Below are 12,594 nucleotides of genomic sequence, written 5' to 3' on the forward strand. Positions count from 1 at the left end.
CCAGGCCTGAACAATAAAACCGGCTCTCATGGAGCCGGTTTTTTGTGTCGCTCGTCTTGCAGCTGGCCGCGGTCGGGACCTATGCCTGGGGGAAGCGGCTTTCCAGGTAGCGGATGATGTCGTTGGACTCGTACATCCAGCGGCTTTCGCCGCTCCCTTCGATCCGCAGGCAGGGCACCTTGATCTTGCCGCCGCCGGCCAGGAGGTCGGCGCGGTGGGCTTCGTCGTTCTTTGCATCGCGAAGGGCAATCGGCAGGTTCAGCCGGTGCATGGCTCGGCGGGTCTTTACGCAGAAGGGGCAGGCGTTGAATTGGTAGAGCGCGAGGCTTGCCGCTTCCTCCGCGATCCTGGCTTGCTCTTCAGCGCTGCGACGTAGCTTGCGCGGGCGGGTAATGAAGTCGATGAAGATGATCAGCTGGCCCAGGCCGACTCGTAATGCCTTGATGAACACTGTTGCGCACCCTTGGGTGAAAAAGCGGGGCAGCAGTTTACCCGAACTCGCTGGGCGCGGCCGCCTTTCACGCCAGGTGGCTATGGCAGCACACCAGCGAGCTCATATCGAACGCAGCGGGCAGTTGCAACTCGCGGCCGGTCGGAGGGTTGCCGGAGAGGCTCTTCAGGGCTCGGTCGGTCAGGATGCTGCGACCGATGTTGTGATTGCACTCGATGTTCTTGGCGACAGCGCCAACCGAGCCGTGGCCATATCCGAGCAGCGAGAAGCCATTGGTCAGGATCGCCAGGGCAGTAAGGATGAAGAGTCGGGTACGTTGGTTTTTCATGATGCGCATTGCCTGTGTTGGAGCATCAGCCTTGATGCCCGGCGCTACTGCTCTTCCGACTTGCCAGGGCTGCTGGAATGGCCTGGCTGAGGGATTGGTAGAAGGTCATCGAGGCATCGACCGGGCTGGCGCCGACACGACCGCGTTCATACCCGAAACTCACGGCGAGCAGCACCATTACTGCGATGAAATACAGCCCGAGGGAGGCAAGGGCGCCGTTACGTGCGTACTTTAGGGGCAGGTTGCTCATGGGGTGATCCGTATCCGGGAGTTGGGATGGGCGTAGCTTCATGGAAATCGGTTCGATGAAAAAGCGCCGATTCCGCATGGTAAATATCGACAGAACCAATAGTTTCATCTGGCGCGTAAAATTTTATTGACGAGTTGAGCGGGGCAGGGAACTCACAGGCAAGTCCCCAATTCATGCGGGCTTGAGGCGGTCAACCAAGGCTGGTGCCGGCGGGGTGGTAAAGTGGGCCGGAATTATGGGTGAAAAGTGGTATTTCCTTCGTTCGGTCAGTGTGTTAAATAAATTTCACATTTTGGCCGAGCGCCCTCTACGCTTCAGGAAAAGTTACTCATGCCGCTTCGTATCTGCATTCTGGAAACCGATATCCTCCGCCCAGAACTGGTTGACCAGTACAAAGGCTACGGCCTGATGTTCGAACAACTGTTCGCCAAGCAGCCGATCCCGGCGGAATTCAGCGTGTACAACGTCGTGGAAGGCCACTACCCCCCAGAAGGGGAGAAGTTCGATGCCTACTTGGTGACGGGTAGCAAATTCGACTCTTTCGGCGATGATCCGTGGATCCAGAAACTGAAGAAGTTCCTGCTGGAGCGATACGAAAACGGCGACAAGCTGCTGGGCGTGTGTTTTGGTCACCAGTTGCTGGCCTTGCTGTTGGGTGGCAAGACTGAACGTGCCACGCAAGGTTGGGGCGTGGGCACCCATAGCTATCAGCTGACCCAGAAGCCCGAATGGATGACCCCGGCACTGGATGAGCTGACCTTGCTCATCAGCCACCAGGACCAGGTCACCCAGCTGCCAGAGAACGCCACACTGCTGGCTTCCAGCGACTTCTGCCCAAATGCCGCATACACCATCAAGGACCAGGTACTGTGCTTCCAGGGCCACCCGGAGTTCGTCCATGACTATTCCCGCGCCATATTGGAACTCCGCCAGGACTACCTGGGCGAACAGGTCTACAACCAGGGCGTGAGCAGCTTGGACCGCGACCATCAAGGTGCTGCCGTGGCGGAGTGGATGATGCGCTTCGTCGCGCGCGACCACGCGCCGGAGTCGAGCTGATCGCAGCCACCAAGAAGAAGCCCGCCATCAGGCGGGCTTCTTCATTTCTGGGCCGTCGGCAGTTCAGAGCCAGCCGTAATGCTTGAAGCTGGCGTACAGGCCAGTGCAGCCAGCCGCAATGAATCCCAATACGCCGAAGTACCCGTAGTGCCAGGTCAGCTCCGGCATATTCTGGAAGTTCATTCCATAGATGCCCGCCACTGCGGTGGGAAAGGCGAGAATGGCCGCCCAGGCGGCAAACTTGCGCTGCACGACGCTCTGTCGGGATGACTCCAGCAGGAGACCGACTTCGATCGCGTGATCAGCCATTTCCCGCAAGCCGGTGAGGTCCTCCAGCAAACGGCTCACGTGAATGCCGATGTCGCGGAAGTAAGGGCGCATGTGCTTGTCGATGAAGGGGAAGTCCAGGCGCTGCAGCTCCTGGCAGATTTCCGCCATGGGGCCAATGTAACGGCGCAGTCGTAGCAGGTCACGCCGCAGACACTGGACGCGCTCCACATCCGCCTGAGTGAGCGGGCGTTTGAGGACATCCTGTTCGATCTCCTCCAGTTCGGCGTGGTAGCTATCCATCAGCGGCCGGTAGTTCTCCATCACGAAGCTGAGCAGCGCATAGAGCACAAAGTCTTCGCCGTGCTCCAATAGCAGCGGACGTGCCTCGCATCGTTGGCGCACCCGGGAGTAGGGTGCGGACTCGCCATAGCGAGCGCTGATCACATAGCCCTTGCCGGCGAAAAGCTGCGTCTCGATGAACTGCAACTCGCCCTTCTCCTCGACGGGCGAGTAGACCACCAGGAACAGAGCGTCTCCGAAGGTTTCCAACTTGGGCCTGGTATGGCGCGTAAGGGCATCCTCGAGGGCGAGCTCATGCAGATCGAACTGTCGTTGCAAGTTGCTCAGCTCCTCGGCGCCCGGATCATGCAGGCCAATCCAAACGAAATGGCCGGGTTTGCTGGCCCATTCCAAGCCTTCATCGAGGGTGATGTCGGTGACTCTCTTGCCCTTGGAATAGACTGCGGCAGCAACGACTCGACCCATGGTTTCAATGTTCCTTGCGGTGACGTTGTTCTACGAAATTATTGCGCCGAGCTTAGCGCGCCTGAAGTTATGAGTCTCGTCGCGCGCCTTGAGTTCGCGCGCGGCAGCATTCCCGGCAGCCTTTATTGGAAGTTTGAGTGCTGTGCCGTCGGTCGAGCGCCATGAAACATCATGTTACGTCTACTAGCGTTAAGTGGTGTCTACCAGCTTGAAAAGGAGGCCTGACATGTCGCTCAGAAAATGTCTGCTGGCGATTGCCATCTGCTCGGCAATGGGGGGCTCGCTGGCGTTGCTGTCTGGCGACCTGTCCAGCCTTTCTGGCGCCTATGCCAAGGAGGGGGGCAGTGGCGGTGGGGGAGGTGGCGGTCACGGTGGCGGAGGCAGTGGAAGCGGCGGACACGGTGGCGATGGAGGTGGTGGCCATGGAGGTGGCGGAAGCAGTGGTCACGGCGGCGATGGTGGCGGGAGTGGTCACAGCGGTGAAAGCGATGGAGGCCATGGCGGCAACAGAGGCCCGGGTAGCGCGAACAGCGGACGTAGCGGGGACGACGGAGCTGGCCATGACGTTGGCGATGACCATGGTGCTCGCCAGGGCGCCGATGATGGGCCGGATCATGACGTAGGCGATGACCATGGTGTTCATGCCGGCGGCGAGCCAGGGGACGACAAGGGCGGCACGATGTAGACCTCCCTGCATGAAACAGCCCCGCGCTGCGGGGCTGTTTGTCGGCCAGTTCAGACCAGGTGTTGCTTGTCCATTTCGATGGCCGCGTCCAGGGTATCGAGCAGCGTCTTGCGTACCTTGAGCTTGGTGTTCTTGTGCGCGGTCATGTTGATCTTCTTCAGCTGTTGCGCTGCAGCGAGCGCCGCTGCGGGAAGTTGCTCGGCAGGCACCACTTTGTCGAGGAATCCAGCATCCACGGCGCCCTGCGGGTTGAACATCTCGCCATTGATGACCGAGCGTTGGAAGGCGGATTTACGCAGGCGATCACGCGCCAGCTCGATGCCCACGTGGTGCATGGTCATGCCGATCTGAACCTCGTTCAGGCCGATATTGAAAGAGCCTTCCACGCCAATGCGGTAATCCGCCGACAACAGGATGAATGCGCCTTTGGCAACTGCATGACCCGGGCAGGCCACGATGATGGGGTAGGGGTGGGCCAGCATCCGACGGGCCAATGTGGAACCCGCTGCCACCAGCGCAACGGCATTCTGCGGGCCGGAAGTCATCACCTTCAGGTCGTAGCCGCCGGAAAGGATGCCTGGTTGCCCGGTAATGATCACCACTGCACGGTCCTGCTCGGCGCGATCCAGCGCCGCGTTGAACGCCGCAATTACATCCGGGGAAATGGCGTTGACCTTCCCATTGCACAGGGTCAGCGTGGCAATGCCATCTTCGAGTTGGTAGGAGATCAGCTCACTCATGGCGGGTTCCTTATGAAGAAGTGGGGCAGACGTTACTCAGCGGCACCCGCCAGGTAAAGCGCTTTGACTGACTGGTGAGTCAGGCGCAGCGGGCCTTTCAGCCTTTTCGAACCCCATCCGATGCGCCCCTTGAGGCCCGGCTGTTGCGCTTTCCAGCGCCTCTTCGCCCCGCTTCAGCCCTCTTGACAGGGCAAAGGGAAGTTGGCAGCGCTAAACAAAATTCATAAACGCATGAAAATTATGAAAAAAGTGTTTGCATTCCGGAAAACACTCCACTAAATTAGCGCACCTCGACGGGGCCAACGCTTCGAAGAGATTCCGGTGAGGTGTCCGAGCGGTTGAAGGAGCACGCCTGGAAAGTGTGTATACGGGAAACCGTATCGAGGGTTCGAATCCCTCCCTCACCGCCACTTTCCGTATAGATAAGCCCCTGATTTCTAACGAGATCAGGGGCTTTTTCTGTGCCTGCGAAAAAGTGGGTGTCGAAATAGTGTCGAAGCTGTCGCAGCCACCCCTTCCAGCCTCAGCTCATCCTGGACAAGAATGCCCAATCGCTCTGGAAGACAGAGCCGTGCAGGATGCGCACGAACGACGTTCTCATCGACTACGAAAGCGTCCAGTCCCTCGAGCTGCAGCAGCCTCACTTCAATATTCGGGTCTTTCTCGGCCCGAACAACACCAAGCTTCCCACTGACTTGGTCGTCTGCACCGCTTCCATGACCGCTCGGAGTACGTCCAGCCCGATACGCCCGGCACCAACGAGTTGTATCTCGGGGGGGCGCGTATTCGATCTTGATGTTGGCTTCTTTACTGAAGGGAATAAACAACTGGGGGCAGATTTGATTTCTGGTTCCTTGATTGCTTCGGAGCAGCGGCTGCCGGCCGCAAATGGCTGGAGCAGATATATAGGAGTCGTTGATTACCCATCGGCGAGGACGACTATTGATCATCAGGACTGGAAGGAGTGTGTCAGCCGCTATGGTCCGGAGCGCGTGAGAAGAACGGGATATTTTTCTCGGCCCGCTACGGAAGGTGGCGGCGTCTGCGCGGTTGAACGGGGGAGGGACGGGGCGCGGCCGTTGGACGGCGTTTTCCATTGTCGGTGTTTGGCAGGAAGCCTGGTCGGCACTCACAGGGTGCTGGCAGATGCCTGGGGGGAACTTCAGGGTGGTAGTCAAGGTCGGAGATCACCGCCATGCCAGCCCTTCGCCCACGCGTGCGACTCCGGGCCACGGCGCGATATTCGATAACAGACAAGTTCCACTACCCGCCGTCCTGGATCAGGTGAGAATGCATCCGATGCAATCAAAGCGCTTTATGTCGATCCTGATCCTGGCCATCTGCACGGTCGCTTCGTTGCCTGCGTTGGCGGCCCAGCAAAGCAATAGCGCGTCGGCTGCGATGTTGGAGGCTGCGTCGCTGCAACTGGAGTTTGGTGAGGTAGAGCAGGCCGGCGACACCCTGGAGCGCGCCTTGCGCATCGAGCCGAACAACCCCGCCACCTTGCATTATCTGGGGCAGGTCCGCCTACAGCAGGGGCAGTATGAGCAGGCCGTAGCCCTGGCAACGAAATCCAATGCGCGCGCTCGCAACAATACCGAGTTGCACAACCGCAATCTCCAGCTGATTCAGGCGGCCCGGCAGGCCATGGGGCCGGGTGTGTCGACTGGTTCGGCCGTGGAGGTGGAGGTGGATGAGCTGGCTGAGGTCCAGGTGGGCTTGGATCAGGAGGTGGAGCGGCAGCGTGCGGCGGGTATCGCAGCTGCCTCGGCAGAAGATGGGGAGCAGTTCACCTCACTCGCCCCGACGCAGGAAGAGTTCGTAACGGAGCCGCAGTCAGTGGGGGGGCAACCGCGTGACGAAGGAGGCCTGCGGGCTGCCTCTTTCGAGACACACCCAGCTTATGAAGAACTGCGTATCCCCCGTGGGCATATGCCGCCGCGTGGCAAGTGCCGAATCTGGTTTCCTGATCGCCCCGCAGGACGCCAGCCAGCGCCCGGGAAATGCAAAAAGCTGCAGCATCGGGTCCCGCAAGGCGCCTATCTTGTGCGGGGTTGAGGCCTGAGCCTTCATTCGTCCTGGTTCATGGTGATTTAACTGGTAACGCTACGTAAGGCCGCGGGCGGCTCCGCCCTCGAAGAAGTGAGTGCGGGTTTCCGAGCGGTTCTCGATCACCCAGGGGCCATAGATGTGCTCGGAGGATCGGTAAGGCAACCGGTTGGACGGAGCAACTCGCCCGCCAGGCGCCGGTGATGTAGCGCTGGGTAACCGGGGAGGTTGCGATCCGTATGGTCTGGTTTTCTGCGGGCTTGTGGGGTCGTTTGCCGCACGAAGTGGCTACAGTTAAACACTGGGTGCGGAGGATGGGCGATATGAAATGCGTGAACTGCTCAGGCGAGGCGCAGCAGGTTGATTCTGAGCTCGATGGGATTGAGATCAACTGTCCCAGCTGCGGGCATTTCGGCGTCTCTGCGAGCGTGCTGAGGCAGAGGTCTGGACGAACTTTTGACGTCGAGAAAACCAGGGTATTTCTCCATAACGAGCGTGACATCAATCCTGGGCGTGTCCCCGTGATCGATAGCGAGAACGTGATCTGGGAATAGACGGGTTCGTGCGTTTGCCTGTTGCCTGATTGGCGCCTGTGTCCCCATTCCCGTTTATTCGAGCTATGGACACAGCGATCCAATAGATCACCATTCAAGACAAGGAAACACAGTGACGGTCTCGTTCAAGGAGCGAGCATCGACGTTGGTCTTTGCGGTGAAGCTGAAGGATCGCGTAGATGCGCTGCACTGGATCCCGCAGGATGTACTGAGGTGCTGGGCCGATGAGCACACTAGGATACAGGGGGCGAGCGATCCGCCTGGCTGGGTCCGGTGGCGTGTCAAGTTTAGCGGAGGGCTGATGATGGCTTGCTTGATTTGTGGCGGTACTGCTCAGGTCTGGGAATACGACAGGGGTGGGCTTTCTGTTGATTGCGTTGATTGCGGCCGGTACGACGTTGCTGGATCAGTTATGGAAATTCGCGCCAAGAACGGATTCAGTTTCGATGTTGGCCAAACCAAGCTGTGGCTGGACGCTCAGCGCCTCACAGGCCGCCATGCCCCTCTTATTGATACCGGAACTGTGAAATGGAGCGCTCGCTGAGCTGAATTGCTGCAAGCCCTTGTCCCTATTTTGAGCTCGCTTATCTGTTGGATCAGGGCGGCATCGCGGTTCTCTGGGGCAGGGTTCTGGTTGCTATCGGGGAACAGCGAGGTGTCGCGGCTCCAGGCATGTCGACCTACTGGCTGATGCTCTACGATCGGTGGTGCCTGGACTTGCCGCCCCCTGCGGGGACCGCTGCCCTGGCCAGCAGCGGGGTAGGGAAGGATGCTTGGCTTGTCGGCACCAAGGGCCAGCGTAGCGAGCTGGGAGGAAGGGGCCTGTGCCGAGGGCTTACCCCGGATGCATCTGGCCTGACCGCGCGAGCCTCACGATTCGTCTGCCGAAATGGATCAGGTCCGCGGAGGAGTGCTGACTTCCCACTTTCGCAGTCTGATGGCTTTCGGCGCTGCAATGCCCAGGACAGCCTTATCACCAATGGCTGCCATGATCCGGACGGTGACGTTGTGGTTAATGCGGATCGTTTCGCCGACGTGACGGGTGAGAACCAGCATATCGATCTCCTGTCCGCTGATTGGCGGGGAGCGGGCTGGCGCCGCGCTTTCCCTGTCCTGGGAGCAGCCTTGCAGCCTCAGTGTTCCTTGGCTCCTGGCGGCTTTGCGCGGCGCCAGCCTCACTACAGTTGATCTTGGTGCTGGCGCTGCGGTTCCATGGAGAGCGGCCATCAGTCGTTGCCCCTGATCGCCATGGCGAAGCGGTCCACTCGTGTCATGCCTTGCGCGGTGGCGTCCCGTGTCGATTCGGGAATTCAGTCGACGCTAATGTTGCAGCCGCCAGGATTCTTGATCGTCAGGACCAGCCGCTTCTGGAGTTCACCGATGGTCCAGATGGTGGCCAGAATGGCGTGCTCGCGGCAGCTGGTGTTCTAGGTCTCGAAGCCCCCAACCAAAACTTCGCCATTAGTGATCGTGGCCTAGCCCGTTCCCGTAGCTCTTCCTCTCTCAGCCGCTTGTACTTTGCAGCGGCATCTTTAACTGACACTTCTTGTGTCGTGACCTTCCTCCAGTGATGTTCAGGTCGCCCCGCGTTCCAGTAGGCGGGCGTAGCGGGATGCTTCCTGGTAGCTCTGGCGGAAGCCCAGTACGCGGCCGGTATCAGCATCGATGAGTTGAATCGGAGCGCGGCCGGCGATCACCAGTTGAACCGCGCGGGGCGTTGGCAGCGAGGCGTGCTTCTGGTTGGGGCTGATGCTATGGAGGGCGAGTCGCTTTGCGAGTACGGAGAGGCTTTCCTTGGCCATCAGCAGTGGTTTCATCGCGCGTACCTCGTCAAACTGCCGCCGGCATGGCCAGTGGCTGGGTGGGTTAGGCAAAAGGGCTTTGTCGCCAGCGGCGCCGCTACCCCCGTGGGGGAGGACTTCCGAATTTCAGCGTAGACGCTTGCTCTGGGTTTACTCGGACTTGAGCGTGCTTTTGTGGAGTCGCGCTAACGCTGATGCGTGCCGATCTGCCCCAACAAATCGCCGCTCCCCAACTACAGATGCCCCTGCGATTCGTACATAATTCAGGCGTTTCTGCTTTTCGGCGATCCCTGCCTAGGACCGAATGATGGACGAAGATTTTGATTTGCACGAACCCGAGCACGATCACCTGCTCGACAATGACGATGATCTGGACGAGTTCCTCGACGATGAGGAAGCGTACCCGCTCGACTCGCCGGAAGGGGCGTGCGATTACTGCGGTGACATCACCGGCCGAACTGATCCCCGTGGAAACTTTGTTTGCGAAGACTGTGCCGACTGAGGTTTGAGTCTCTCACTGCGGCGGGAGCTTCGCTCTCTGTTACAGCGTAAAAATGTCATTTTCCAGAGCTAGGATCAGTGCGCTTCCACGGCACTTTCTACTGGATCCCCATTCGATGGCCAACTTGATCAGTTGGTCATTTTTTTCCTGCCGTGAAATTGGGGTCGTCTTCGGCCCAGGCTCATTCAGCAGGGGGCTCCCATGGATATCTCGATCCAGCAAGTTACAAACCAGGGCTTCGAGTCGTGGCAAGTTGAGGTCTTTGGTGTGACCGTCAGCTTCAAGGATCGAGCCTCTGCCCTGGCTTTCGCGGTGAAGCTGCAGGAGCGGGTAGATGCGCCGCATCAGATTTCGGAGGAAACGCTCCGGCGCTGGGAGGCGGAGCACGCTAGTCTGCAGGCAGATGGCTGAAATGTTCTCGAGTCGGGATTCTCAGTCCGGCTTGTTCAACCCGCAGGAGGTGGCAGGTGAGGGCGGTTCAGTTCATAAGCGCAGCAGCCCTGCAGGCATGTACGTTTGTTGCGATGGCAGGAGATTGGCCAGCCGGCGGCAGCGAGAAGTTCAACAAGGAGTGCTTTGCCGGTGCGTCCGTGCAAGTGCCAGCCAAGCAAGCCCTCGCTTACTGTGAGTGTTCCAATGAGATGATGAGAGAGGTGTTCTCAACTCAGCAGCTGGCCGCCATTGCCGGCGGCAAGAAGCCATCGGAGGACGAGGTTTCGGTGCTGGTGGATATCTCGCGAAACTGTGCGCGCGAAACGCTGAAGTGATGCCGTGATCCGCCATTTCAGCAGCGACGGCCCGTCTGGTCCAGACTCAGTGCCTCGGCGAGCCATTCTTTTTCCTGGTCATCGATCCCGGCCACGCGCCATGTCCTGATCCCGCCGACGTCGACGTGGATGAAGCCTTTCGACGAATAGAAGCCCACACCGCCGGCACCGATTGCCCTCACGAGCTTGCCCAGTCGTTCGACGCTGACACCGGGAATCCGAATGTCGGCAGCCATCCCCCGGACATGCAAAGAGTGCCGTGCCGCGCCTTCGAGCGAAGCGTTATGTTGCAGGGTCCGGTAGCCGCTGTTGATGATGATTCGATTGGGCAGTCTGTTGGCTCGGAGCCAAGCCTGAATGAGGAACAACAGGTCCAGCAGCTTGGGATTGATCTTCACGGTAGCCTTGTACTTCACGTCCCGCAGGATGCGGCAAGCCTGTCTGTAGCCGGTGAGGTCCCAGCCCTTGCCTTTTCGGAAGTAACAGAAGCTTGCCTTTTCGCCGCTGGCCGGTCGTTCAAGCCGCAGGTAACGGTCACGGTTGAGGATCACTGCCCGCCAGTCACGTCGGCGTCGGGTTGTCGTGAGGGTTGCGGCGAATGTGCTGCCGGTAGCAAGCAGCAGAAGTGCGGCTGCCAGTGCCTTGAGCAGTTGCCTGCGGGACACGCCAGAGTTCGAAGTAGCCATGGAGCGATCGGCCTTCTCGAGCCGGGGTTAACAATATACACCCCCGCTATCACTCAAATCGAAGCCCCGTCCACAAAACGCTGGATCAGCTTGGAGACGCTAGAGAGGACGTCCTGGGTGCAGGCCGCACATCAACGTGACCTCAGCGATGCCGTCCCTTCCTGTGGTCTCGGTCAGAACGATCATCATCATCCCAGTCATGGTTTTGGTGGGAGTCTCGATAGCCGCCCCAGTAACGATCATGGTCGTGGTCGTGATGGTGGTACACACAGCCAGCGCTCGAAAGCAGGGTAACCAGCAAGGTGAGTTTGACGACTTGGGCAAGCATGGTCTCTACCTCTCACTTCAACGGGAGCCGATAGCCCTTACAGCCATCTGACAGCGTGCTTGCGTAAAGGGTCGTCAGTGAGTGGTGGAGCCTTTATCTGGTGGATGCGGCGGCGGGCTAGGGTTTTGCTCCATTGGCCAGCTCCAGCCGCTTGGCAATGCTTTCCAGCAAGATGAGGTCGCTCTGATTGAGCCGGCCCTCACGTGCCGCCTGTTCGATGGCGGACAGGGCTTCGCGAGAACGGGCGGTGAGGTTGCTGCCAATGGAGCAGGCGGCGCTTTGAGGTTCTGCAATTCGCAAAGCGGCTCGATTGGACGGCAGCAGGTCGCCGAGTTGCAGGCCGAGTGCATTGGCCATCCGGTCGAGGTCATCGAGCGAGGGTTCCCTTGAGCCCCTTTCGTAGTTGCCGACGCGCGATTGCGAAGGCCAGCCGCAAGCGGTCGCGAGTTTTCTCTGGGAGAGTCCTTTCTGCTTCCTGAAGTGTGCAATGCGCGAGCCAAGCGTTTTCATACCGCTGATCCTGATTGTTGAGTGAAACCGCTGATAATCACGAAATGTGCTTTTCTGGTCACGAATGGTGATTAGGATGGTGCTTGTCCTAAGTATTCCCATCAACACTTTCGAATCATCGGCGAGGACAACCTGACATGGCCACCAGGCATCTGCTCGCGCCAAGGTTAACCGGAGACGGCAAGTCGTTGCGCAATCAGCACGTTAGCCAGCCCGGAACCGTTGGTACTGCACGTCGCGAGGCAGGGGAGCGGAATAGCCAGTCCAGCCGCGGGTGGCGCGGCTCAATGGCAGCCGGGCCGCCATGACGGCGAGCAGGGGCTCGCATCGTTGACCTGGGTTTGAACCAGTCTGTGGGTGTCGGTGGAGGTTGCGTCCATACCGTCGGCCCGCGTCGACGTCTCTTGAACAGGTGGTCAGCCCGGGCCGGGTGAGGAATGGCGAAGTGCCCCCTGCCAATTGGCGATACGTATGAGCACTATCGAAACGGTTGATTTCTATTGGTTGCATGCGCGACTTAGTCTCTCTTCAACGCAAGTTGATGGAGGTGGCCATGTCCCACGTCGATGTCGTATCCCTGATCGGTACCGCTGTTCCAGAGTCGCTCAGGTCTGAAGGGCACATGGCCTGCTGGTTTGTTGCAGTGGACGGCGTGATGCGCTCCGGCCCCTTCGTCTCGCGTGACGCTGCTGGTGCCAGCAAGTCCATCTGGCTGCTCGAGTTGGCCAGGCGCCAACGTGATTCCAACCAATTCCTGGCCTGAGGGTTATCTCAGCCAAACCTGTTCTGCTCCATGCTCCCAACCTTGGCCCGCCTATATGGCGGGCATTTTGTTTCAAGTGCCGGAG

17 protein-coding genes and 1 tRNA gene are annotated in these 12,594 nt (G+C 59.4%); 9 read left to right on the forward strand and 9 right to left on the reverse strand.

Features of this window, described 5'->3' with window-relative positions:
- Window positions 1–79 precede the first annotated feature (79 nt).
- The 3 genes from J7302_RS03925 to J7302_RS03935 form a co-directional block, all read right to left on the reverse strand.
- Window positions 80–451, reverse strand: coding sequence for a glutaredoxin family protein (locus tag J7302_RS03925; RefSeq protein WP_215370566.1), 372 nt, complete (start codon window positions 449–451; stop codon window positions 80–82).
- Window positions 452–518: 67 nt separating this feature from the next.
- A complete protein-coding gene (locus J7302_RS03930) occupies window positions 519–779 on the reverse strand; it encodes a hypothetical protein (RefSeq protein ID WP_215370569.1) in 261 nt (86 codons plus the stop codon).
- A gap of 25 nt (window positions 780–804) precedes the next feature.
- Window positions 805–1,029, reverse strand: a complete 225-nt coding sequence (locus J7302_RS03935) for a hypothetical protein (protein ID WP_215370572.1) — start codon at window positions 1,027–1,029, stop codon at window positions 805–807.
- A gap of 330 nt (window positions 1,030–1,359) precedes the next feature.
- On the opposite strand from J7302_RS03935, the gene J7302_RS03940 reads away from it, so the two are divergent.
- On the forward strand, window positions 1,360–2,088 hold the full coding sequence (locus J7302_RS03940) for an amidotransferase (protein WP_215370577.1): 729 nt from the start codon (window positions 1,360–1,362) through the stop codon (window positions 2,086–2,088).
- Between the two features lie 63 nt (window positions 2,089–2,151).
- On the opposite strand, the gene J7302_RS03945 is transcribed toward J7302_RS03940, so the two are convergent.
- Window positions 2,152–3,123, reverse strand: coding sequence for a magnesium and cobalt transport protein CorA (locus J7302_RS03945; protein ID WP_215370580.1), 972 nt, complete (start codon window positions 3,121–3,123; stop codon window positions 2,152–2,154).
- Between the two features lie 226 nt (window positions 3,124–3,349).
- Between J7302_RS03945 and J7302_RS26380 the strand changes: the two genes are divergently transcribed.
- Entirely contained in the window at window positions 3,350–3,808 is a 459-nt protein-coding gene (locus J7302_RS26380) for a hypothetical protein (protein ID WP_251701824.1), read from the forward strand.
- A 50-nt stretch (window positions 3,809–3,858) separates the two neighbouring features.
- Here the strand turns inward: J7302_RS26380 and J7302_RS03955 are convergent, their stop codons facing one another.
- The gene (locus J7302_RS03955; protein ID WP_215370583.1) at window positions 3,859–4,548 is read right to left on the reverse strand and encodes a crotonase/enoyl-CoA hydratase family protein; all 690 of its coding nucleotides are present in this window, start codon (window positions 4,546–4,548) and stop codon (window positions 3,859–3,861) included.
- Window positions 4,549–4,868: 320 nt separating this feature from the next.
- Between J7302_RS03955 and J7302_RS03960 the strand changes: the two genes are divergently transcribed.
- The 3 genes from J7302_RS03960 to J7302_RS03970 all read left to right on the forward strand — a co-directional run bounded on the left by J7302_RS03960 (window position 4,869) and on the right by J7302_RS03970 (window position 7,695).
- Window positions 4,869–4,958, forward strand: a tRNA-Ser gene (locus tag J7302_RS03960).
- Window positions 4,959–5,865: 907 nt separating this feature from the next.
- Entirely contained in the window at window positions 5,866–6,606 is a 741-nt protein-coding gene (locus tag J7302_RS03965; RefSeq protein ID WP_349814419.1) for a tetratricopeptide repeat protein, read from the forward strand.
- A gap of 657 nt (window positions 6,607–7,263) precedes the next feature.
- Complete coding sequence (locus tag J7302_RS03970) at window positions 7,264–7,695, forward strand: hypothetical protein (RefSeq protein ID WP_215370586.1); 432 nt, start codon at window positions 7,264–7,266, stop codon at window positions 7,693–7,695.
- 350 nt (window positions 7,696–8,045) lie between these two features.
- On the opposite strand, the gene J7302_RS03975 is transcribed toward J7302_RS03970, so the two are convergent.
- Both J7302_RS03975 and J7302_RS03980 read right to left on the reverse strand, forming a co-directional pair.
- Window positions 8,046–8,207: a carbon storage regulator gene (locus J7302_RS03975; RefSeq protein WP_215370589.1), complete on the reverse strand. Its 162-nt coding sequence runs from the start codon at window positions 8,205–8,207 to the stop codon at window positions 8,046–8,048.
- 518 nt (window positions 8,208–8,725) lie between these two features.
- Window positions 8,726–8,968 (reverse strand): hypothetical protein, encoded by a 243-nt coding sequence (locus tag J7302_RS03980; protein WP_215370594.1) that lies wholly within the window; start codon window positions 8,966–8,968, stop codon window positions 8,726–8,728.
- Window positions 8,969–9,257: 289 nt separating this feature from the next.
- On the opposite strand from J7302_RS03980, the gene J7302_RS03985 reads away from it, so the two are divergent.
- From J7302_RS03985 to J7302_RS03995, 3 genes are all read left to right on the forward strand, one after another.
- Window positions 9,258–9,455 carry a hypothetical protein gene (locus tag J7302_RS03985; protein WP_394359064.1) on the forward strand — a complete coding sequence of 66 codons (198 nt, stop codon included), beginning with the start codon at window positions 9,258–9,260 and terminating at the stop codon, window positions 9,453–9,455.
- A 201-nt stretch (window positions 9,456–9,656) separates the two neighbouring features.
- Entirely contained in the window at window positions 9,657–9,866 is a 210-nt protein-coding gene (locus J7302_RS03990; RefSeq protein WP_215370600.1) for a hypothetical protein, read from the forward strand.
- A 56-nt stretch (window positions 9,867–9,922) separates the two neighbouring features.
- Entirely contained in the window at window positions 9,923–10,222 is a 300-nt protein-coding gene (locus J7302_RS03995; protein ID WP_215370604.1) for a hypothetical protein, read from the forward strand.
- A 17-nt stretch (window positions 10,223–10,239) separates the two neighbouring features.
- Here J7302_RS03995 and J7302_RS04000 read toward each other — a convergent pair whose 3' ends face one another.
- Window positions 10,240–10,908: a YcbK family protein gene (locus J7302_RS04000; protein WP_215370608.1), complete on the reverse strand. Its 669-nt coding sequence runs from the start codon at window positions 10,906–10,908 to the stop codon at window positions 10,240–10,242.
- A 445-nt stretch (window positions 10,909–11,353) separates the two neighbouring features.
- Complete coding sequence (locus tag J7302_RS04005) at window positions 11,354–11,746, reverse strand: helix-turn-helix domain-containing protein (protein ID WP_215370611.1); 393 nt, start codon at window positions 11,744–11,746, stop codon at window positions 11,354–11,356.
- Between the two features lie 553 nt (window positions 11,747–12,299).
- Between J7302_RS04005 and J7302_RS04010 the strand changes: the two genes are divergently transcribed.
- The gene (locus J7302_RS04010) at window positions 12,300–12,509 is read left to right on the forward strand and encodes a hypothetical protein (protein WP_215370614.1); all 210 of its coding nucleotides are present in this window, start codon (window positions 12,300–12,302) and stop codon (window positions 12,507–12,509) included.
- Window positions 12,510–12,594: the final 85 nt, after the last annotated feature.

The organism is Metapseudomonas boanensis, assembly GCF_018704125.1.
In the GTDB taxonomy this organism is placed as follows: Bacteria; Pseudomonadota; Gammaproteobacteria; order Pseudomonadales; family Pseudomonadaceae; genus Metapseudomonas; species Metapseudomonas boanensis.

Bases quoted from the DNA above. Each gene is read 5' to 3' on its own strand.
- J7302_RS03930 (WP_215370569.1), bottom strand. From the start codon at position 779: ATGAAAAACCAACGTACCCGACTCTTCATCCTTACTGCCCTGGCGATC.
- J7302_RS03935 (WP_215370572.1), bottom strand. From the start codon at position 1,029: ATGAGCAACCTGCCCCTAAAGTACGCACGTAACGGCGCCCTTGCCTCC.
- J7302_RS03940 (WP_215370577.1), top strand. From the start codon at position 1,360: ATGCCGCTTCGTATCTGCATTCTGGAAACCGATATCCTCCGCCCAGAA.
- J7302_RS03945 (WP_215370580.1), bottom strand. From the start codon at position 3,123: ATGGGTCGAGTCGTTGCTGCCGCAGTCTATTCCAAGGGCAAGAGAGTC.
- J7302_RS26380 (WP_251701824.1), top strand. From the start codon at position 3,350: ATGTCGCTCAGAAAATGTCTGCTGGCGATTGCCATCTGCTCGGCAATG.
- J7302_RS03955 (WP_215370583.1), bottom strand. From the start codon at position 4,548: ATGAGTGAGCTGATCTCCTACCAACTCGAAGATGGCATTGCCACGCTG.
- J7302_RS03965 (WP_349814419.1), top strand. From the start codon at position 5,866: ATGTCGATCCTGATCCTGGCCATCTGCACGGTCGCTTCGTTGCCTGCG.
- J7302_RS03975 (WP_215370589.1), bottom strand. From the start codon at position 8,207: ATGCTGGTTCTCACCCGTCACGTCGGCGAAACGATCCGCATTAACCAC.
- J7302_RS03980 (WP_215370594.1), bottom strand. From the start codon at position 8,968: ATGAAACCACTGCTGATGGCCAAGGAAAGCCTCTCCGTACTCGCAAAG.
- J7302_RS03985 (WP_394359064.1), top strand. From the start codon at position 9,258: ATGATGGACGAAGATTTTGATTTGCACGAACCCGAGCACGATCACCTG.
- J7302_RS03990 (WP_215370600.1), top strand. From the start codon at position 9,657: ATGGATATCTCGATCCAGCAAGTTACAAACCAGGGCTTCGAGTCGTGG.
- J7302_RS04000 (WP_215370608.1), bottom strand. From the start codon at position 10,908: ATGGCTACTTCGAACTCTGGCGTGTCCCGCAGGCAACTGCTCAAGGCA.
- J7302_RS04005 (WP_215370611.1), bottom strand. From the start codon at position 11,746: ATGAAAACGCTTGGCTCGCGCATTGCACACTTCAGGAAGCAGAAAGGA.
- J7302_RS04010 (WP_215370614.1), top strand. From the start codon at position 12,300: ATGTCCCACGTCGATGTCGTATCCCTGATCGGTACCGCTGTTCCAGAG.